The sequence below is a fragment of the Treponema primitia ZAS-2 genome, assembly GCF_000214375.1.
GTDB classification, from domain to species: Bacteria; Spirochaetota; Spirochaetia; order Treponematales; family Breznakiellaceae; genus Termitinema; species Termitinema primitia.
The window spans coordinates 1,427,125-1,449,000 of the sequence record NC_015578.1; the positions used below are offsets into that span (position 1 = coordinate 1,427,125).

General features: G+C 47.0%; 15 protein-coding genes and 1 tRNA gene. 9 read left to right on the plus strand and 7 right to left on the minus strand.

The features are described 5' to 3' along the window. Positions 1 to 9: 9 nt before the first annotated feature. Together lysS and TREPR_RS06380 are read right to left on the minus strand one after the other, a co-directional pair. Positions 10 to 1,662, minus strand: a complete 1,653-nt coding sequence (gene lysS, locus TREPR_RS06375; protein WP_015707479.1) for a lysine--tRNA ligase — start codon at positions 1,660 to 1,662, stop codon at positions 10 to 12. Positions 1,663 to 1,670: 8 nt separating this feature from the next. Next, positions 1,671 to 2,849, minus strand: coding sequence for a nucleoside-diphosphate kinase (locus TREPR_RS06380; RefSeq protein WP_015707480.1), 1,179 nt, complete (start codon positions 2,847 to 2,849; stop codon positions 1,671 to 1,673). Between the two features lie 138 nt (positions 2,850 to 2,987). Between TREPR_RS06380 and TREPR_RS06385 the strand changes: the two genes are divergently transcribed. From TREPR_RS06385 to TREPR_RS06395, 3 genes are read left to right on the plus strand one after another with little or no spacing between them, the layout of a single operon-like run. Then, a complete protein-coding gene (locus TREPR_RS06385) occupies positions 2,988 to 7,412 on the plus strand; it encodes an acyl-CoA dehydratase activase (protein WP_015707482.1) in 4,425 nt (1,474 codons plus the stop codon). 1 nt (position 7,413) lies between these two features. After that, on the plus strand, positions 7,414 to 7,989 hold the full coding sequence (locus TREPR_RS06390; protein WP_015707483.1) for a putative ABC transporter permease: 576 nt from the start codon (positions 7,414 to 7,416) through the stop codon (positions 7,987 to 7,989). After that, on the plus strand, positions 7,986 to 8,444 hold the full coding sequence (locus tag TREPR_RS06395) for an HD domain-containing protein (RefSeq protein WP_015707484.1): 459 nt from the start codon (positions 7,986 to 7,988) through the stop codon (positions 8,442 to 8,444). Before TREPR_RS06390 ends, TREPR_RS06395 begins: the two co-directional genes overlap by 4 nt. Positions 8,445 to 8,542: 98 nt before the next feature. Here TREPR_RS06395 and TREPR_RS06400 read toward each other — a convergent pair whose 3' ends face one another. Further along, a complete protein-coding gene (locus TREPR_RS06400) occupies positions 8,543 to 10,003 on the minus strand; it encodes an MATE family efflux transporter (RefSeq protein WP_015707485.1) in 1,461 nt (486 codons plus the stop codon). 147 nt (positions 10,004 to 10,150) lie between these two features. On the opposite strand from TREPR_RS06400, the gene TREPR_RS06405 reads away from it, so the two are divergent. From TREPR_RS06405 to TREPR_RS06420, 4 genes are all read left to right on the plus strand, one after another. Continuing rightward, complete coding sequence (locus TREPR_RS06405) at positions 10,151 to 10,795, plus strand: hypothetical protein (protein WP_015707486.1); 645 nt, start codon at positions 10,151 to 10,153, stop codon at positions 10,793 to 10,795. 40 nt (positions 10,796 to 10,835) lie between these two features. Next, complete coding sequence (locus TREPR_RS06410; RefSeq protein WP_015707487.1) at positions 10,836 to 11,429, plus strand: manganese efflux pump MntP; 594 nt, start codon at positions 10,836 to 10,838, stop codon at positions 11,427 to 11,429. A 223-nt stretch (positions 11,430 to 11,652) separates the two neighbouring features. Continuing rightward, positions 11,653 to 11,735, plus strand: a tRNA-Leu gene (locus tag TREPR_RS06415). Positions 11,736 to 11,903: 168 nt separating this feature from the next. Then, a complete protein-coding gene (locus TREPR_RS06420; RefSeq protein WP_015707488.1) occupies positions 11,904 to 13,133 on the plus strand; it encodes an ATP-binding protein in 1,230 nt (409 codons plus the stop codon). Positions 13,134 to 13,520: 387 nt separating this feature from the next. Here TREPR_RS06420 and TREPR_RS06425 read toward each other — a convergent pair whose 3' ends face one another. Beyond that, a complete protein-coding gene (locus TREPR_RS06425; protein ID WP_015707489.1) occupies positions 13,521 to 16,742 on the minus strand; it encodes a type I restriction endonuclease subunit R in 3,222 nt (1,073 codons plus the stop codon). 147 nt (positions 16,743 to 16,889) lie between these two features. On the opposite strand from TREPR_RS06425, the gene TREPR_RS06430 reads away from it, so the two are divergent. Both TREPR_RS06430 and TREPR_RS06435 read left to right on the plus strand, forming a co-directional pair. Next, positions 16,890 to 18,041: an XRE family transcriptional regulator gene (locus TREPR_RS06430; protein WP_015707490.1), complete on the plus strand. Its 1,152-nt coding sequence runs from the start codon at positions 16,890 to 16,892 to the stop codon at positions 18,039 to 18,041. Then, on the plus strand, positions 18,038 to 18,514 hold the full coding sequence (locus tag TREPR_RS06435; protein WP_015707491.1) for a PIN domain-containing protein: 477 nt from the start codon (positions 18,038 to 18,040) through the stop codon (positions 18,512 to 18,514). The genes TREPR_RS06430 and TREPR_RS06435 overlap by 4 nt, the downstream gene beginning before the upstream one ends. Before the next feature lie 14 nt (positions 18,515 to 18,528). On the opposite strand, the gene TREPR_RS17810 is transcribed toward TREPR_RS06435, so the two are convergent. Genes TREPR_RS17810 through TREPR_RS06450 form a run of 3 tightly spaced genes read right to left on the minus strand, consistent with a single transcriptional unit; the run spans position 18,529 to position 21,868 of the window. Next, positions 18,529 to 19,746 (minus strand): restriction endonuclease subunit S, encoded by a 1,218-nt coding sequence (locus tag TREPR_RS17810; protein WP_015707492.1) that lies wholly within the window; start codon positions 19,744 to 19,746, stop codon positions 18,529 to 18,531. After that, the gene (locus TREPR_RS06445) at positions 19,743 to 20,171 is read right to left on the minus strand and encodes a Fic family protein (RefSeq protein WP_015707493.1); all 429 of its coding nucleotides are present in this window, start codon (positions 20,169 to 20,171) and stop codon (positions 19,743 to 19,745) included. Before TREPR_RS06445 ends, TREPR_RS17810 begins: the two co-directional genes overlap by 4 nt. Continuing rightward, on the minus strand, positions 20,168 to 21,868 hold the full coding sequence (locus tag TREPR_RS06450) for a class I SAM-dependent DNA methyltransferase (protein ID WP_015707494.1): 1,701 nt from the start codon (positions 21,866 to 21,868) through the stop codon (positions 20,168 to 20,170). Before TREPR_RS06450 ends, TREPR_RS06445 begins: the two co-directional genes overlap by 4 nt. Positions 21,869 to 21,876 lie beyond the last annotated feature (8 nt).

Below are 21,876 nucleotides of genomic sequence, written 5' to 3' on the forward strand. Positions count from 1 at the left end.
ATCCCCTGTCTAATAGCCCTGTAATATTTCCAACAGTTGTGATCTGTCTATGGAGCGTAGAAAATTTGCCAGCCTGGGTCCCTGGTCTTTGCCGATTAAAGCTTGGTAAGCGGCGCGGAACAGGGCCTTCCCGTCCATCTGGTGATTCTCCGCCACCTTGTAGATGGCTTCGGCGCAGGATTTGTCATCTCCGAACTGGTCAATGACGGCAATAACCTGGTCCCGCAGGTCCCGGATAGCGGCGGCCTCAGTATCCCTGAGCGCGGAGCTGCCGGCTGTATCGCCGGGGGTGCGCAGGCGGAAGCGGAATTCTTCCGGGGCGCAGTTTTCTGCCCAGTATTTGGCCCGCTTTGCCCGCTCTTTAAGGCCCGGCAATTGCTCCGGTTTGGGGCCTCCGGGGCTGTTTGCCAGGCTCTCCAGGGCGCGGTCTATGTCGCCGTCGGCGATCTGGATGAGGTTGCAGAGGTGGCGGAAGGGGATTTGCCAGGGCATCACCGGGGGAACCGATGCCACCTGGGAAAGCTCGTAGATGCGCCGGGCCTTGCGGTAAGCGGCCTCGTCCTTTGCCTCCTCGGCTTTCCAGGCTATGCGTTCCAGGCGGTCGTAGTCTTCGTAAATTTTAATCACGTCCAGATCAAAGGAGATGGTAAATTCCGTGTTAGGCCGGGTTCCGGCAAAGAGGTAGCGGGTGAGCTCCGGGGTATAGACCCGCAGCACGTCCCGTAAGTCTATCACATTGCCCGAGGAACTGGACATCTTTCCCGGCACACCTTTGGTGCCGATGAAGTCGTAGCGGAAGGTGACCGGGGCATCCCAGGCGTACACATCTTTACTGACATGCCGGGCAGTGTCAAAGGAGCCGCCCTGGCTGTGGTGGTCCTTTCCTGCAGGCTCAAAGTCAACCTGCTCGTGTTCCCAGCGCATGGGCCAGTCTATGCGCCAGCCCAGCTTGACCCCCTTGGCGGTACGCAGGTCCACGGTTTCGCTGTGGCCGCAGCTTTCGCAGTGGTAGCTCAGGGCCCATTCGCCGTCCCAGCTATCAGGTTCCGTAGTATCCTTGTTGCATTTGTCGCAGAAAACGCTCAGGGGCCACCACTCGCCCTGGATTTTATGGTCCTCGTCCCGGAATTTGTCCAGGATGCTTTTCAGGGCGTCCCGGTGTTCCAGGGCTTTACGGATGCCGCCGGCATAGCGGGAAGCCCGGTAGCGTTCCGCCTGGTAGAGGTATTCCGGGTGGATGCCCACTTCGGGGAGTATGGTTTCCACGTCCACCTCGTGGTGCCGGGCGTAGCTTTCGTCTCGTTCCCAAGGATCCGGAACCATGGTGATGGGGAAGCGGAGGCAGCTTTTCAACTCATCCTGTTTGGGCATATTCCCAGGTATCTTGCGGAACACGTCGTAATCGTCCCAGGAATAGATGAACCGGACCTTTTTGCCCAGGTCACGCAGGGCCCGGGCTACCAGGTCCACGGAGATGATCTCCCGGAAGTTGCCGATATGCACGGTTCCTGAGGGGGTGATGCCGGAAGCGCAGGTATACTGTTCCTTTTCGCCCTTCTCCCGGAGTATCTTTGCTGCAGCCTCATCTGCCCAATGGGCAGATGACTGCGAAGCAGCTCCTGCTTCACCGCGCCCTTCGGTAGTATTACTCTTCTTGCTCATCAGTATTCCTATTTCCTCACTCCCAGATACGCATCAATGATGCTAGCCAGGGTGTTTTCGTTGTACTTGATTATGGCCTTTTCCCGTTCCACGCTTTCCGCGGAATCCGAGGCATGGGCGGTGTTGACCATCACGTTGCTGCCGAATTCCCGGCGCACGGTTCCGCCCGGGGCCTTCAATGGGTCCGTGGGACCCAGGACATCCCGGATTTTTTTGACCGCATTCTCCCCTTCATAGAACAGGATCATACACTTGACCACCCCGGGGTGGCTGATCTCGTCAGGGGGGCATTTCCCGGTGCGGGTGCCGGACATGAATTCGATGATCTGGTCAAACTGGTCCTTGGCATAGGAAACGCCGAAGCTTTCGGTCAGGCCTTTTTCCACATCCTCAGAAAGCTGGATGTTGAAGTCCTTTTCCAGAACCTCCCGGGCCTTCTTTCCAAAGAGAGGGGCCAGCTTTTCCCGCAGGGCCTGTTCCACAGGGCCGTAAAAGTCCAGGGCTTCTGCCAGGGAAAAGCGGTGCACCTTGATGCCGATAATCCGCAGCCCGGTACGGGAGAACATGTCAATGATGGTGCCGGGCTTGGAAGAGGCGTACTGCCAGTTGTCGGGTTTGATGATCACCAGGGTCTGTTCGATCTTGGTAGGGTCCGTGTACTGGATGTTCCGGATGATGTTTTCCTTGCCCTTGAGGTGCCGGGAAAACAGAGCCAGGTCCTTGTCCGCCCACTCCTGGTTCCGGGGGGTGATCACCGCCGGCTCAAAGTAGGTGACCTTGTTGGGATCCTCCGGGTCGCTGATGAGGTCCGCGTAGGTGTCCCTGATGGTTTCCCCGGTCACATCGTCCACATCCTGGTGCTCCGGGTGCATGTGCCCGCAAATGGCCGCAAGTTTCCCGCAGGGATTCTCCCCCCGGAAGAGCAGCAGCAGCGCACGGTGCTTCCGCCCCCCGGAAGGGCCGAGGTTCTGCTCCACATAGTCCGCCAGAAGAGTGACGGCATTGTTCGGGTTCTGTAGCCGCAGGTGGTTGGCGAACTCCTTGGTAAGGGTCTCGTCGGCGGCTATCATCTGGCTCCCCACCAGTTCCAGTTCTGCTCTGGAGATAAGCCGCGCCAATACACCCCCGGTTCTGCTTTTGGCAATGGTATAGGGGGTGACTAAAACGTAGGAGAGGGTTTGTTCCATGATTAAACTCCTAAAGGAGCTTATGATACTACATAAATTAAAAAAAGAGAAGCTAAGTATACCCCGGCGGAGTCATAATAAGCTCAATGGCTGTTGCCTTGCATATTTTTTTACTAATTATTACTATAATATATAATTATGACTAATGAATTCTCCTCCCTGCGTTTAGGGATTGATGTAGGCTCCACCACGGTAAAAGTGGTGGTCATGGAGCCGCAGAGCAAAAAAGTCCTTTTTTCCCGCTACAAACGGCACAACGCTTACCAGGCTGAAACGGTTCATGCCCTTTTGACTGAGGTTATTTCCCTTTTTCCTGGGGTCGAATTTAAGGCCGCGGTCTGCGGTTCCGGGGGTAAACCCATCGCTGAAGCCCTGCACGCCCACTATATCCAGGAAGTGGTGGCCAATGCCGTGGCGGTCCGTACCTTTTACCCCCAGGCACGGGTTGCCGTGGAGTTAGGCGGTCAGGACGCCAAGGTGGTTTTTTTCTATTATGATGAAGGGGTAAAGCGCCTGGTGGCTTCGGATATGCGGATGAACGGGAGCTGCGCCGGTGGGACCGGGGCTTTCATCGACGAGGTTGCCTCCCTGCTCCGGGTCCCGGTGGAGGAATTTGAAGCCCTGGCATCTCGGGGCACCGCGGTCTACGATATTTCAGGCCGCTGCGGGGTATTTGCCAAAACCGATATCCAGCCCCTGTTGAACCAGGGGGGATTGCCCGAGGATATCGCCCTTTCCGCCTTTCACGCCATTGTAAAGCAAACCATAGGGGGCCTTGCCCAGGGGCTGGAACTCAAGCCCCCCATTATCTTTGAAGGGGGGCCCCTGACCTTTAACCCCACCCTGATCCGGGTATTTGCCGAACGGCTGGGCTTGAAGCCGGCGGATATTATCCGCCCTGAAAACCCCGAAACCTTGATAGCCTATGGTACCGCCCTTTCTTTGGACGAGATGTTTGCCGACTCCCCCCTGGTATTTCATGTGGAGAAGGCCCTTATGGCGCTGGTTCATTTTCGGGAGAGGATCAGCGCCGAAGTTCCGGTAAAGAAGAGCCAGTATTTTGCTTCCCCCGGGGAGCGCATGGTCTTTGAGGAACGGCATAAACTTCCGCCGCCGCCCCGAGCGGATTTTAAAAAAGGGGATAAGCTGCGGGTGTATTTGGGGATTGACGCAGGTTCCACCACCTCAAAATTTGTGCTCCTGGATGAGCATGAAAATGTGGTTGACAGCTTCTATTCCAATAACCAGGGCGAACCCCTGCGGGTTATAAAAAAAGCCCTGGTGGATTTGAAAAAGCGATATGATGATATGGGGGTTGCCCTGGAAATAATCGCCCTGGGTACCACTGGCTATGGGGAACTGCTCTTTGACAAGGCCTTTGGCGCGGATTACCACACCGTGGAAACCGTGGCCCATGCAGAGGCGGCCCAGAAGTATATGGACAGGGTCAGCTTCATCCTGGACATAGGCGGCCAGGATATGAAGGCCATTACCATCGCCGACGGTATTGTTACCAATATTACCCTCAACGAAGCCTGCTCCTCAGGCTGCGGTTCCTTCCTGGAAACTTTTGCCTCCAACCTGAATATCCCGGTGAATAAAATTGCCGATGCAGCCTTTAACGCGAAAAACCCGGCGGAACTGGGGAGCCGCTGTACGGTGTTTATGAACAGCACTATTATTACGGAGCAGAAAAACGGCAAGCAGGCGGATGATATTATGGCCGGGCTTTGCCGCTCAATAATAGAAAATGTGTTTACCAAGGTTATCCGTATATCAAACTTTAGCGGCCTGGGCGACAAGATCGTTGTGCAGGGGGGTACCTTTAAAAACAATGCGGTGCTCCGCGCCCTGGAACAGTATCTGGAAAAGCCGGTGATCCGCGCCCCCTATCCGGGGGAGATGGGGGCCATCGGTATCGCCCTGCTTACAAAAAAACATATTACCGAAAATGGCTTTACGTCTCCCCACGGGACTGCAGGCAGGACCCGCTTTATCGGCCTGGAGGCCATGGCGGGTTTTGACTATACCCAGCAAACCAATGTAAAGTGTAATTTTTGTACCAACAACTGTAACCGTACCCTGGTTACCTTTTCTTACGGCAATTCTGCAGGACCGGCGTCCGGCGAAGCTCAGGCGACTACCTGGATTACCGGGAACCGCTGCGAGCGGGGGGAGGTAATCGGCAGCATGGATGATAGCGTCATCAGGGAACGGATCAAACAGATCAACACCCGGATGGATGAGGTTCCGGATATGATTAAATTCCGGGAAAAACTTCTCTTTCGGGATTATCCCTTTACCCTTGCCTGCCCCGAGAGGAATATTACCATCGGCCTTCCCCGGGCTCTGGATTTCTGGCGTACCATGCCCTTCTTTACGGTTTTTTTCCGGGCCCTGGGTTTTAATATTAAGGTCTCTAATCCCAGCTCAAAAAAACTGTTTGAAAAGGGGCTTCAGTCTGTGGCTTCGGACACGGTCTGTTTCCCTGCAAAACTCGTTCATGGGCATATCCACGATCTGATCGAAAGTAAAGTTGACCGGATTTTTCTGCCCCTCTTTTCCCATCTTCCCCCGGACAACCCCGAGCCCCTCAGTACCTATACCTGCCCAGTGCTCAAGGGTTACCCCTTGGTGGTAAAATATTCCGATGATCCCCAGCGTAACTGGAACATCCCCCTGGATTCGCCGGTATTCCACTGGTTTAAACAGGCGGACCGGGACCATCAGCTTTGCCGGTACATGCAGAAGACATACGGCATTCCTCGGGAAATCGTCCTCAAGGCTATTGCCCAGGGGGATGAGGCCCTGGAAACTTTTAATACAGAACTGGTTGCAGAGGGAGCGCGTATTATTGAGGAAGTTGAAAGGGAAGGGAAATTCGCGGTGGTTATTACCGGGCGGCATTATCAGTTCGATGAACTGGTCAACCACCAGTTGTCCCGCTATTTCACTAACTGGGGCATTCCGGTCATTACCGTGGACGCCCTTTCCGGATTGAAGGAAGTGGACCTTTCCAGGACCATGCTGGACATTAATAACAGTAACCATGCGCGGCTCCTTTCCGGGGCCATTCTTACCGCCCGGCATCCTGCCCTGGAGTATGTGCAGATCTTCAGTTTTGGTTGCGGCCACGATGCGATTTACACCGATGAGGTAACCCGTCTGATGAAGGAAATTTCCGGGAAAGCGCCGCTTATACTAAAGCTGGATGAAAGCGAAGTGGCGGGCCCCTTGCGGATACGGGTACGCTCCTTTATCGAAACCGTCCAGGCCAGGCGCGAGCGTGAAACAGGCAGGATGGAAGTTAAGCCCCTGCGGGATCCCTATCCGGTTAAATTTACTAAAAAGAACAAAGACAAAATTTTTCTGATACCCAATGTAAGCCGGGCCTTCTGCAAGGTCATGTCCGCAGCAATCGGAAAGCAGGGCTTCAAGGTTGCCCCCCTTCCCATGGGCGGCAAGGAAGCTATTCAGCTGGGCAAGAAATATGTACACAACGATAGTTGTTTTCCTGCCCAGATGCTCATCGGGGAAGCCCTGGCGGTTTTGAAAAGCGGGGAGTACAACCCCGATGAGGTGGTTGTGGGTACCGGAAAAACCTACTGCGATTGCCGCTTGGTGAATTATATGGTCCTTACCCGGAAAGCCCTGGACGATGCGGGATACCCCCAGGTGCCTATCTATTCCACGGACATCCACGATCTGAAAAACATCCATCCCGGTTTTAAGCTGAGCGAACTATCCTTTGCCCGGGCTGGCTGGACCCTGGTGATGGTGGAGATCCTGGAAAATCTGCGCCGAAAGATCCGCCCCTACGAGTTTGAAAAAGGGGAGACCGACCGGGTTTTTGAAATTTCGGTGGATAGGATTACTGAGGCTCTGTACCGGGGGGGTATGCTGAGCGCCCTCTGGGCCTATAGAAAGGCTATAAAAGCCATCCGGGCCATCCGCTACGACAGAACCGTACGGAAACCCCTGGTTTTTATCACCGGGGAATACCTTCTGACCTATCATGCGGGTTCAAATTATTATATTGAAGACTACCTTGAAAAGAACGACATGGAAGTGGAGCTTCCCCGGATGAACGATATATACCGGAATCTCATGCTCATGCACATCATTTCAAAGTTTAAGGATTACCAGGTTATCTATTCCAAGTTTGAAATGCTGCGGGCCTTTGCGGGGGACAAGTTTTTTGATATTGCCCAGCGGATAATGGAGCTGTCGGCCCGTAAACATCCCCTGTATGAGCCTGCCCTGCAACTGCCTGAACTGGCAAAGTATAGCGATCCTTTCATCGACCGTTCAATTTGTTCCGGTGAGTCCTTCCTCATGGCCGCAGATATACTGCACCGCGCATCCGAGGGGGTAAAGAGCTTCATACTGCTCCAGCCCTTCGGCTGCCTACCTAACCATTTTGCGGGCCGGGGCATTGTAAAACGCATTAAAGAAGAGTATCCGGGCATACAGATACTGGCCCTGGATTATGATCCCGATACCAGCTTTGCGAACATAGAAAACCGTTTGCAGATGCTGATCATGAACACCCGGATTGCCTAAAATGGATAGTATCCTTAGCCTGGACCCAAAATCCCTGGTATTTGCCTTTTTTTTCTTTTCCTTCAGCGGCTGGGTAGGGGAAACCATCATGGAATCCCTGGTCCGCAAGCGGTTTGTTAGTAAAGGTTTTTTTAAGGGGCCCTGGGTCCCGGTACACGGTGTCGGTGGCTTTGCGGTGTATGCCGCAGGTTTTCCCCTTAAGGCCCGCCCTATTCTGTTGTTTATCACCAGTACCCTCCTGTGTACCGCCGTAGAGTACTTGGCGGCCCTGCTTCTGGAAAAGGTCTTTAATAAAAAATGCTGGGATTATGATACCTATCCTTTTACCTGGTGGTGTCATTATAAAAAGCGCATAGCCCTGACTACATCCCTGTTCTTCGGCCTGGTAGCTTTAGTCCTGGTATACTTTTATTGGGACCTGGCTATGGATATTGCCCGGTTCATCGGCCCCCAAGCGCTTTTCATCATCGATCTGGTTCTTGTGACAGTATTTCTTGTGGATGCGTTTTTTACTATTAGAAAATATATTAAAAATAAAATTGCGGGGATAGAGAATCCTATAGATGGGCTGCTGTGAAAGATATTGTACTCTTTGGAAGTATTGCAAAAGAAATTCTCGAACATCCGGTATTTTCGGAATCCAAGGGATTTATCCAGCACGGCAGGATCTCGGTCTACGAGCACAGTCTTGATGTGGCGAAACTGAGTTTCAGCATGGGCGAGTTTTTTAAGATAGCCGACAAGGAGAGTCTGGTCAGGGGCGCCCTGCTCCACGATTTTTTTTTATACGACTGGCACAAGCCTGAAAAGATGTGGTCCCCACACGGCTGGACCCACCCGGTGGTTGCCGCAGAAAACGGCAGAAAATATTTTAACATATCCGATAAAGAGGCGTCCATAATCAGGACCCACATGTGGCCCTATACCCTGCTGCACCCGCCCCAGTACCGGGAAGGCTGGATAGTCTGCATCGCTGACAAGATATGCTCCGCCTTAGAAACCCTGTGCCGGTGGAGACGTTCTGCCGTTTGATCAGGAACTAAGCGTCTGGGCGCCAACCAACGGCACGCGAAACATTGAGCGCGTTGAAGAACTAATGCGCCAAGGCGTGGGCCCCAAAAATGTCACAACTAAGACGTAGCCATTTGGGCCCGCAGTTTTTTCATCTCAAAAAGGATCATAATGCTGGTAGCCACGAATGAAACCCCGTCCGCTACCGGCGCTGCCGCTACGATCCCCCAGAGACCCCAGATTCTCCCAAAGATGAAAATGCAGGGGATAAGGGCGAGACATTGCCTGAGCATGGATAGAATGATTGATGTTCTCGGCCTGCCGGTTACCACAAAGAAATTGGCAGATATTATCTGAAAGCCGTTCAGGGGCAAGAGGAGCATCATTACCCGCATGGCCCAGGGGGTAAAACGCAGAAGCGCGGGGCTGCCGATTGGGGCGAAGAGTTTTACCAGTTGTAGGGGGAACAGTTCCGTCATGGCAAAGCCCAGGACGCAGATGACGGTGGCTACCACCACCGCCGCGCGATAGGCCTTGAAAACCCGGTCAAACTTTTTTGCTCCGTAGTTGAATCCCAGAATGGGCTGGGCGCCCTGGCTGATGCCGAAGACAGGCATGAGGATCAGCATGGCCATGGAGCCGTTGATGTTCATCCCCGACAGGGCAATATCCCCGCCGTTGGACACCCCCAGGGATGCAACCCCATACCTGCCCACGCTGGTATTGTAGATCAGTTGGACGGCGGACATGACAAACTGGAGGAAAAACTGGGCGGACCCGAAAGCCATAATCTGGGTCACTATCCCGGGAGATGGCTTAAAGCTGCGCGGGGAACTGCGTTGCAAGAGGCGAAGCCTGAGCCGGATAACCGCCTTTTTGCTGAAGCTGAAGGCGAGTATCCAGATAGCCTGTGCAAGCTGGGCGATGATTGTCGCCCAAGCGGCGCCATCCACTCCCCAGCGAAAGACAAAGATTAAGAGTGGGTCCAGGATGAAGTTAATCCCCGCTCCGATAAACATACTTATCATGGAGATGGCGGGGAAACCCTGGGCCCGGGTACAGTGGGAGAAGCCAAAACCTACAGAGAGGAACACCTGTCCATAGAGGATTATCAGGTAATAAGAGCGGGCATAGGGCAGGGAGGCGCTTCCCTGCTGGGCTCCTAAAATCGAAAGAAGCGGATCCAGGAAGATCAGCTGCAGGGCCATAAGAATTATCCCCGAAATCAGGAGGAGCCAGAAACAGTGGTTCAGGGCGTTTTCAGCTTCCGACTTCCGGCCCTGGCCCAGGCGCATGGAGATCATATTTGCGGCGCCGACCCCAAAAAGCATAGCAAAAGCCATACTGACGGTCATCAGGGGCATAACCAGGGAAAGGCCTCCCAGGGCCATTTCATTTACCCACCGTCCGACAAAGATCCGGTCCACCACATTATACAGGGCGTTAACGATCATCCCGGTAATCGCCGGAATGGAAAACCGGAGCAGCAGCTTGCCTACCCCATCAGTTCCCAGCCGTTCCGCAGCATCGGCCTGGATACTGGGATTTCCGGGGACATTATCATTTGCAAGATCAGACATAAAATAGTTTCTCATATATATGAATATTTATACAAGCCTTTTTTTGTATTTTCTAATGAAAAATATTGTAACAATTTTATAAAATCTGTGTTAAAATAAGAAATTAGTTTACAGTCTTCCGCGGGGGAAGAAAATTAGGAGTGGAATATGAAAAAAATGGCGTTTCTTCTTTTAATGGCGGGCTTGGCCCTGTCTTTGTATGCTCAGAGCAAGATTCCTGAATACCGCTTTGCTTCGGGTAGTTGGAAATTTACCGGGGACCGTCTTTACCAGAGCGATTCCCGCGCCCGGCTTGCCAAGGTCAATTTTCGGGTTCCCCAGAGCGGCGCCATGGAGTACGAATTCAATATTCGCTATGAAGGGGGCGCCGAGGACGGCCATGGCGGGTTTGGGGTCCATGTTTTTTCGGATACCTCCTACAATGGCGCTTCCTGGGGCTGCGGCCGCTCCTACCTGCTCTGGCTTAACTACGACGAACATCCCATAAGCCGGGATATTCCCGCCGGCCTAAGCGCCCAAATTTACCGCAGTTATACCAATTCCCGGATGGACCTTATCCAAAGCATCAGTCTGAAGGATTATGAGCAATACCTCACCGCTGAAAACCTTGGCCAGCCTGTCTCCTTCAGGGTTGAAGTATATGGCAACACCGGGGATATCCGGATATACGATCCCACCGGGCGGGCGTCTTACTACGAGTTCAAGGTGAACCCAAGGGATATTCCCCTGAAGGGAGACTGGGTTGCCCTCAGAACCAACGGCCTGCTCGCATCTTTTGCCCTGGGTTTATGAGACCATACCGAAAATGAGGCCGATTCCCGGGACCATATAGATGCTTTCAGTTGTGCTTATGGGGATCAGCCTCTCAATGGATGCATGCGCGGTATCGATCAGCGCCGGTGTAAGCATACCGGGCTTACAGAAGTTTCACATATTCCGCGCATCGTCCTTTTTCGGTATTTTTCAGTTTCTCATGCCCATAATTGGGTTTTATTTGGGGAAAAGTTTTGTTTTCTATATTGTAAATTTTGACCACTGGATTGCCTTTGCCCTGCTGGCCTTTATCGGCGGTAAGATGATTTTTGAAACCCTGTCAAAAAGGGATAAGGACCAGGAAGAAAAGACCCTTGAGGAAAGCCATGCTGAAAAAAAATCAGGGGATATACGGGATATAAAAACCCTTTTAATACTTGCCCTGGCCACCAGCATTGATGCCCTGGCTGTGGGCATATCCTTAAGCATTATGGACCAGGGCATTTGGCTTTCAGCAGCCCTTATCGGGGGCATTACCTTTACGATCTGTATTTTAGGCTTTGACTTCGGCAAACGTATCGGAATGATAGTTGCCAAGGGCGCCCAGCTTGCGGGGGGCATTATCCTCATCGGAATCGGCGTTAAAATCGTGGTGGAGCATCTTTTTTTGTAAGCCGGTGTTATCGGCGGAGAGCTTGTATTTGGCAACGATATGTGCTAACTTATTGAAATTAACGCCGCTTAACGCGGCAGGCTCTAAGAGCCTGCTTACGCAGGGGAGGGCGCGGCGCACTGGGCTGACTAAAGTCAGCCCGCCGTTGGTCGGTGCGGTGGCCTTTATTGGGCGCCGACGCGTGCTAACTTATTGAAATTAACGCCGCTTAACGCGGCGCTTTGCCGGCGTGGTGGAATGGTAGACACGGTAGACTCAAAATCTACTGTCCGCGAGGATGTAAGAGTTCAAGTCTCTTCGCCGGTAACGAACTATGGAAACGACTATATTAACGACCCTCTTGAAGGGTTGCGGCTGTTATCGCTGCTCAAATTTTGTATACAATCCATACTTTACAGAACAACATACCCCGTTGTACCAGGCATCGTTTGTCCCTGGATGAAGTTGTTTTAAGAAAATTGGAGAATCTTAAATATGAACAAGAATAACCTTATTGAGCGCAAACAATATATGCAAATACTCCGTGACCTTAAAGACCAACATATTATTAAGGTCATTACCGGTGTACGCCGTTGCGGTAAGTCAACGCTGTTGGAGATGTTTGCCGACGAACTCCTGCAAAGTGGAATAAAGCCTGAGCAAATTCAATTTCTTAATTTTGAAGACCCCGATATTTATACAATTGGGGATTGGAAAGCTGTTTATGACCATATTAAAGTTCAGCTTTTGCCTGATAAAATGAATTATGTTTTTTTAGATGAAGTTCAAAATATTGATGTTTTTCAACGCCTTGTGGATGGACTTTTTATCAAGAAAAATGTCGATTTATATATTACCGGCTCAAATGCCCATTTACTTTCAGGTGAGTTGGCTACATTACTTACCGGTCGGTATATTGAAACCAATATCTTACCTTTGCAACTCGCTGAAATATATGACTTCAAATCGAAACCGCCAAACTTATCAAAATTAGAAACTTTGGCGGCTTACTTGCAAGAAGGCGGTATTCCGGAATATTACAATCAGAAGCAAATCAGTCAAAAACAGGCTGATAAATTTGTAGAAAGCGTTTTGAACACCATTATTGAAAAAGACATTTTTCAGCGATTAGTAATTAAAGACAAACATAATTTCAACAAAATCATCGATTTTGTTTTTGATTCAGTAGGCTCCTTTGTTTCGCCACGCTCCATTTCAGATACTTTGCGTACCCATGGGACAATTATAGACAAGGAAGCCGTGGCAAGGTATTTAGATGCTATGTGTGATGCATTTTTAATATACAAAGTGCCTCGTTACGAGATAAAGGGAAAAGGACTTTTGCAAACCCTCAACAAATACTATCTTGTTGACCCTTGTTTTCGTAAAGTAAGACTCAAAAGGGAAATGTCAAAAGACCGCCCGCATTGGTTAGAAAATGCCGTATATTTTGAACTGATCAGACGTTATCGTGATGTTTTAATTGGTAAAACAGGTAACCTTGAAGTTGATTTTGTTGTTACCGACCACGAAGGCTACACTTCGTATTATCAAGTATCCTGGACTACCGAAAATCCCGAGACGCTCGAACGTGAACTTGCGCCACTCAATGCCATTAAGGATTCCAACCCAAAATATTTACTGACTACCGATATAGATTTTAATCCTGTATATAATGGTATTCGCAAATTAAATGTTACAGATTGGATGTTAGGAAATAAATAACTATTCTGCGGGAATGAAAGGTTGAAATTGTGGGTACACTGTCCCCACAATTTGCACATAATGATTTTTCGGCAATGAAACATTTTTTATGACTAAATATGACAAATTCCGACCCATAGGGATTGACTTAATTTCATATGTGATATACAATTATCAATAATGATTGATGCGGGGACTCCCTCAAAATCTACTGTCCGCGAGGATGTAAGAGTTCAAGTCTCTTCGCCGGTAACAAGCTGATTTTTTGTGAAATAAGGAATTACAAACTTCAAAGAGAGAATACTATAGGAAAGACCTGCGCATCAATCAAATCACTATGAGAAAGCGGATTTTCAGTCCGTGGGCTAAACCGGCCTTTTTTCGAAGGATGGGGTTCATGTGCAGATTTTATGCAACCCAATTATATCCGGATATCGCCTGGTCAATGATATGGTCAAAAATGATGGAACTTTTTTGTTCAAACAAAACCCTATCGTAACTTTCGGGGAGGTTTGTATCAAGAATGTCGGTAATTTCTTTCTTAATTCTTTCCCGGGGTTTCGGATCCTTGTACCAGTCAATAACAAAAAGTTCTTGCTGTTTTTCAACAAGGGTCTTATATAAAGTCTTGGCTGCCAATTTTACTATTTTTGTTTCTTCTTTTGATAATTTTTCTTTTTGAAGCAGGTCAAAAAGTTCCAGTTCTGCTTCGCTTAAGTCTTCTTTAATATGGCGTTCTTCCTCATCACGGAGCGATTCCATAAGTTTAATGATTTTTTCATAAAAGTCATCGTTCTGTGAACCCCCGGAATTATATTCATCTATGATTTTTCTGAAACGCTCGGCAAAATCAGTGCGGGTACAATTCCGTTTTAGCATTATCTCGATTTTCTTTGCGATATATTCCCGTAGATTGGTTATAGCCATATTTTTATATTGGGTATCATGCAATTTTTCCCGTAATTCGTCTGTATCAATTTTTGATAGGTCAATTTCCCTTCCTTTTTCATTTATTATGTATTCCGGCTCTCCTTCTGCGGCTATGACACATTGATCCAGTAGTTCGTTTATGCGCTCTTGGGCTTTTTCCAGTTTTTCAGGACGGATTTTACCTTCGATTATTCCCCGCAAGTATAGTATTATATTCTTCATTGAAGGATCATAATTCATTTTGAATATTTCAGGACGCAGGGATTCAAACAAATTTTCAACCGTATTAGCATATATTATAAATTCATTTTTTATCTCATCACTACTTACAATAATATTAGCATATTTTTCAAACAATGAAAGATTTGTAAACACGGCATTTGGCGTATCTTTACCCAGCAGCAACGATAAGTCCATATCTTTATCATGACAATAATCTGCGGTCATTTTGATGGTTTCATTTAGTTGGTCGAATAGTGTTTCTATATCCTTAACCGGGATATCATCTTCATCATCGGGGGAATATTCGGCAAGCGCATTCCGGAGATGTTTGAATACATCAAGGTAATCTACAATGATACCGTTATTTTTATCGGGGAAAACGCGGTTTGCCCTGGAGATGGTTTGCATAAGGGTATGGCTTTTCATAGGCTTATCAAGGTAGAGGGTTGAGACCGAAGGGGCATCAAACCCGGTAAGCCACATGGCGCATACAAATACCAATTGCAGGGGATGGTTAGGGTCTTTAAAATTGTCTTCTATATCAAAACCATTATCATCTGTTTTATCCATGCGCTGACGGTGTAACTGAATAGAAAGCCCTTCTTTGTTAAACTTATCTTCTTCACCGTCCTCTGCGCTTACTACCACGGCCATTTCGGCCTTACGCATATAATCAACTACCTGCTTTAACTCTTCTTTTCTTATCCGGCCTTCATTTGTGTATTCGTCTATTTCGCTGATTTCTTTATTGAGTTTTTTGATTTCTTCTTTCCAGTAGTAACTTACCTTATCATACATTTTTACTGCGGTAAATTTATCTACCGAAATAACCATGCCTTTACCCTTAAAACCACGCTGGGGGAAATGTTTTACAATATGGCAGGCTATGGCATCAAGACGGTCATCACGTTTAAGGACTTCAAGCTCTTTTGCATAATGATTTTCCAGTCTGATTTTTTCTTCATCGGTGAGGGTTTCTTCCTCCAGGATTTCAGCAAAATCTTCTGAAAGTGGTTCATGTAAAAGTTCAACCCCGGGAACACGTTTTATATAATAGAGGGGGACAGTAGCGTTATCCTGGATTGATTCTGAGAAGGTATAACGGCTTAAATAACCGGTCCCTTCGGTTTTGCCAAACCAACTGTTTGTTAAGTGTCTGCTGCCCAAAAGGGGAGTTCCGGTAAAGGCCATATACTGGGCATTGGGGAGGCCCCGGCGCATATTTTCAGCCAGGTCTTTATATTGTGTCCGATGGGCTTCATCCACAAAAACGAGAATATCGGAACGTTCTGAAAGAACAGGATATTGCTTTCCCTGGTCGTAACGGAATTTATGAATAAGGGTAAAGAGGATACCGGCATTTGTTTTCAAGGCTTCCCGCAGGGCAGTGCTGGAGGCCGGCTGAACCTTTTCTTTATCACCTATGACTTCGGTACGGAGGAAGTTTTTATAGATTTGAGTATCCAGGGCATCACGGTCTGTTACTATGAGGAACGTAAAATTTCCTTCGCATTTTCGCTTGATTTTACGGGTAATCATTACCATTGAGTAACTTTTACCGCTGCCCTGGGTATGCCAGAATACTCCTAATTTGCCGTCAAGTTTTTCGCGGTTAAGAAATGCCTTGTAGGCATTATTAACGCCATGATACTGATGATTTTTTGCAATGATTTTAATTTTGCGCCGGTCAAATAAAACAAAGTTTTCAATATAATCAATCAAGGTTTCAGGTTTGCATAAACCCCGGATAAAATATTCCAGGCTTATACAATCTTCTCTGATTTTTTTACGATCCGGTTTCTCGTCTTCGTTTTCTACTTTAAGCCATTCAAAAAAGTGTTCATAGCCTGACGAAAAACTCCCGAGGCGGGTCTCCATGCCATTAGAAAGAACGCAAATCTGGTTGTAATTAAACAGCCAGGGAATATCTTTATTGTAATCGATCAAGTTTTTATCGTAAGCGGTTTTAACATTGATATTTGAATTTTTAAGTTCAATGAAAACCAGGGGAAGGCCGTTGACAAATACTATGAGGTCAGGACGTCGCCAATGGAATTTTCCCTGTATCCACATTTGGGAAGCAACAATAAAGCTATTGTTTCTCAGATTGGTAAAATCAATAAGATTCAAAATGTTGGTGGTTTTTCTGCCGTCTTTCTGGTATTCAACGGTAACGCCGTTCCGCAGTTTTTGATAATTCTGGTAATTTGCAAGTACCGGATCGCCTGATTCAGGGGTAAGGGCAAGTTCAGCAGCTTTAGATTTTACCACCTCAAGGGGCAGATGGGGATTTATCGTGATAAGGCTTTCTAACAGGACTTGTGGTAAAACCACCTGCTTTTTATTTGAACGGCCGGAATTATCCGGCAAAGTATCGGCATCCCGGGTAAAACAATTGATAGCCGTATACTTATGCTCGGCCACTAGGAGTTTTAGGGCAGCTTGTTCTATCATGTCTTCGGTGATGATATTGGGCATCCAGTCTTTACACTCCAGTTGATTTATTATATCAAGGAGGTATAAGCTGTCAAGACAGAATATTTCCTACAAAAATGTATCTTTGTAAAAAATATCTCTTTACAAAGCTAATTATTCATGTTATATTCATTAATGGTACATTGTAATATGAAAGAGGCGCTGCCGGTTAATAAAGAAATCCTCAAATGGGCACGGGAAACCATCGGAATGGACATTGCCGAAGTTGCTCGCAGGGTAAAAAAACCGGCTGAGATCATTAAAGAATGGGAGGATGGCATTTCTTCACCCACCTATCCGATGCTCGAAAATCTGGCTTATAACGTGTATCGGCGGCCGGTGGCGGTGTTCTTTTTTCCGGCAGTTCCTGAAGAAAAAAATACCAATGCAGATTTCAGAACGCTGCCCGGAGAAGTCGTAGATACCATGCCACCCGGAATTATCAAAATCTACCGTAAAGCTAAAACTTACCAGCTTAATCTGGCTGAGTTATATGAAAATAGGAAACCTGTTGAAAAAAGTTTGCTTGATATTTTTAAAATGGATTCTCTAACGAATGTCGATCAGCTGGCGCAGGATATCCGGGCCTTCCTTGGTATTGACATGGTAAAGCTAGATGTATGTAAAACCGATGATGATGCCCTTAAATTGTGGCGTGATGCGCTTGCCCATAAGGGAATTTTTATTTTTAAAGATGCTTTTTTCAATAACGAATTTTCAGGGCTTTGTGTATATGATGCGGTCTATCCGGTGATTTTCCTTAATAATATTATGCCAAAAACAAGGCAGATTTTTACGATTTTCCATGAACTGGGACATCTCCTTCTTAACTCGGGCGGTATTGATGCTCCTTCTGAAAATTTCAACAGACGCCTTACCGGGGATTATTCCCGCATTGAACAAAAATGCAATAATTTTGCCGGCGAATTGATTTTCCCCAAAAGTTTTTTTGCCGCTTTAGGTGTTCCCTTTAGTGAAGATGCGGTAATAGAATTAGCCAACATTTACAAAGTAAGCAGGGAAGTAGTTCTGCGAAAATATCTTGATACCGGTCAGATTGACTTTTCTGCTTATACTGGGTTGACTGATAAATGGGCCTTTGAATATTTCAAGCGTAGAAAAAGTAAGCCCGGAGGGAATCCTTATTTAACCAAAAAGGCATATCTTGGAGAAACCTATATTACTCTTGCCTTTAGTCATTATTACGAAGGTAAGACTAGTATTGAAGGTTTGGCTGATTATTTTGGAATGGCAGTTAAAAACATTTCTACCTTTGAGGGTTATACCCTGGGGCAAGTATGATATATGTTTTTGACAACAATACTCTTGCAGGTATATTCAGGCATTATTTCCGCGCTTCTTTTCCAACGTTTTGGGAACGGTTTGATACAATGGTTTCCGATGGTACTATCTGTTCGGTTAGGGAGGTAAATAACGAACTAAAACGCATGGCTCGCGGGGATGAATTAGAAGCATGGGCTAAAACACACACAAATTTTTTCTGCCTGCCCACATCTGACGAACTGCGTTTTATAACTCAAATATACAGTGTCCCTCATTTTTTACAAAACCTTGGTGCAAAGAAATTATTCAATGGCGGAGCCTTTGCGGATCCATTTCTCATTGCAAAAGCATATATTAGCGGTGGTACGGTAGTAACCCAGGAAAAACTAAAACCCCATGGGGCAAAGATTCCGAATATTTGCAAACATTTTTCCATACCCTACACTGATCTGCAAGGATTCTTGCAGGCACAAAACTGGGTATTCAAGTAAATAGTTTTTATAATTCACACTTCAAGTTTACCGCTTAACAGGCGAGGAAGGAGGAGATCGCGCTGGCGATCCAAGTTTTGGGATTGAGTTTGCAATATACGTTTTTGGCTAATTAAAGCTCCGGCTTTTTCATAGAACACGTCCAAAATGTGGACCTCCGGCATAATGAGCTTGATTTTATTCAAATTTTCAATAGTTAAGGCACTTTGAGATGTTCCGATTGTCGAAGAAAATAATGCATTTTTACCAATATCAGAATTAAGCCAAAGAAAAATATATAAAGCGCTTTGCGGTGTTTTTCCGCTTTGTAACCATGTCAAATTTCCATCTTTGAAGTAAAACACACGATCATCAACGAGCCATGATATTCCAATTGTACCAACTGATGTTATAAGGATGTCATTTTTTGATGGTACACCAAATTTATTTTTCAGCTCATTATACTTATCTTCTAAAATATACAATGGTTCAGTTAGCGATTCACCATTTGCGGATTGTATGACTTCTTTTGAGCGATAGAAGGGGATGCCTTTGTCTACATAATCGGACAGGTAAATTCGTTTGCTGGAAGTAATATTTACAACTTCTCCCAATCGCTTAACTTCCCATCCCTTGGGGATACCGTCTTCAAACCGTGTTTTCTTATACCCTGGAAAACGAAATCGGACAAACCACTCTTTATACAATTCCTGGGTAGCTTTTTCCAAAAGTATTATGCAGCGACTATTGTTCTCTATAAGATCGTCATAGGCGGAGAGAATTTCGGCAATACGGTGTTGGGTGGGAAGAGGTGGAACGGAAATTTTCATATGATCAAAAGTAGCTCTAATTATTGTATCAAAGACGGCACCATTTGCAATTTGTTTAAAATATTTAAGTTGATGTTTTAAGGAATAATAAATATAATCATTTGAATAGTTTGATTTTGCTCGCAGCCCGTAATTCGATTGGTTAAAAGCCATTGGCAATCCTATTTGGGCAATTTCACCGACCGTTCCTCTTGCAGAAATAATGATATCCCCTTTTTCCAATAGATTTGTTGCACTGTTTTCCAACCCTTTATCTGTGATTGTTTTTTCCGACTTATAGACCCATCTTGAATCCCCTGAAAAATCATTAACAGAAAGCCAATAAATACCCCCATTCCAATAATCTGATACTTCGGTTTTTGGAGTTCCTCCATTAATAATATCTACAATTTCACTTACCCGTTTTACTTCCCACTTACTCATTTTCCACCCACCGTGACATATTTCTGATTTTTGCTGGTAGGCTTATCGGGGATAGTTCGCTCAAGTTTCCCGCTTTCAATAAGTGGATTTAATATTGCAGTTCTAAAATATTTCCTATCTTTAATATTTACCCGTCTCTGTATTTCGTCAGCACTTTTTGGAGTGTTGCAGAAAACCAATATACGCTCTTCCCTGCTTGCATCTTGATCACTACCTTGAGGGGTATCTTGGGGGGTAGCTTGGGGGGTAGCTTGGGGGGTAGCTTGAGGGGTAGCTTGAGGGGTACCATCGAAGAAAGGCACCGGTAAAATAAACCTGAAATAGGCGTTATCGTCCGTTATGACTGGGTTGTTGCCGCAATAGGCTTTGCAATATTTATAGATCTTGATGTTCCGTAAATCAATGCGTAAAATCTGCTCGTTCATTTACTGCCCACCAGTTCCTGCAAATTCACCCGTATCTTTTTTTCCAGCTTTTTTGCTTCATCATTAAGTTTGGAAAGTTCTTCATTTAAATTAAGCATTTCATTCTTGAATTCCGCTTCGGTCATTCCATCATCTTCGATAACTACACCGACATAACGGCCGGGATTAAGGGAATAATCCTGATCCTTTATGCCATCCTCACCTTTTATTTTTGCAGCTTTACAGAGGCCGATTACATCGGCATATTTACCCCTGGGGAAGCGTTCCGTGAGCCAATCAATATTTGACTGCCAATAAGCTTTTTCTTCTTTATCTTTTGCCTTTTCTTTAGCGGCCTTGTATTCATCAAGGAGGGCTTTATACTCATCGGTTTTTCCTTCGTAAAGGCGGGTAATGATTCCCAAATTCTTTATCTGTTCATCAGAAAATTTGCGATGAGCCCGGTCCACTTGGGTAAAAATATTACGGGCATCTATAAAAAGAATTTCATCTTTTTTATGTTTTGCCTTATCGAAAAACCAGAGGGTTGCGGGAAGGGTAACGCTGGAAAACATATTGGTAGGCAGGGTTACCATCTGGCTGATGACACCGGATTCTATCAATTTTATGCGGATATCCTTTTCGCTATGCCCCGCATCGGACGCAGAATTTGCCATAACCAGAGCCGCCCGGCCTTGATCGTTCAGGGAAGTGGCAAAGAGGTTTATCCAAAGGTAGTTGGCATTGGGGACTGTTTCCTTGGCGTCTTTTTTTTTCTGCTTTGTTTTATTCCGGGGAACACCGTAACTGTTAAAGCGGGGTTGGTTGATTACCTGATCCAGTTCTACCTCGTCAACGTTAAAAGGTGGATTTGCCATGACATAATCAAAAGCGCCAAGACTATTGTGGGGATCCCGGTAATAGGAATTTGCTTCTACAATTTCGCCTCGGACATTATTCAGAATCAGGTTCATTTTTGCCAGACGAACCGTGGCGGCTGTCTTTTCAACACCATAGGCGCGGAGATTTATATCCCTGCCCTTTTTCCGATGCCGGGTTATGTAATGGGCAGTCTGGACAAACATACCACCAGAACCACAGGCGGGGTCAAGGATTTTGCCTTCCGCGGGAGCAAGCACTTCTACCATATAGCGGACGACCGTTGATGGGGTAAAGAATTCGCCCCCTCCTTGGCCTTCGGCAAGGGCAAATTCGCCAAGAAAGTATTCGTAGATTTCACCGAATATATCCAGGCTTACATCGGTGGGAATATCCTTAAAAGCTTTGAGGAGTTTTGCCAATACTAGGGGGTCATCTTCACTGTTGACCCGATAGTATTCATCTTTGGGTAGGGTTCCGGCAAGCTCTACGGTATATTTTTCCAGTTTTATCATGGCGTTCTTAACTTTTTCGGCGAGGTTGGTATCTTCGCTCAGGTTAAGCAGGTAACTGTAACGGGCTTCATCGGGGAGATAATAACCGCATTTCTCTATGGCGATTTCATGGATGGGCCGCTCGGCCCGCTTACCTTTGTTTTTGTTGTATTCAGCCTGTATGTCCGCTTCATATTGGGTGTATTTACTTTCTGCAAAACGGAGGAAAATGAGGCCGAGTATGGGGGTAGCGTATTCGGTTGATTTTAGGCCGGAGTTGGCGCGGAGCTGGTCTGCGGTACTCCAGAGGGTGTCTTTCAGGTTTTTAAGCTGTTCGTTGGTCATTCAACCTT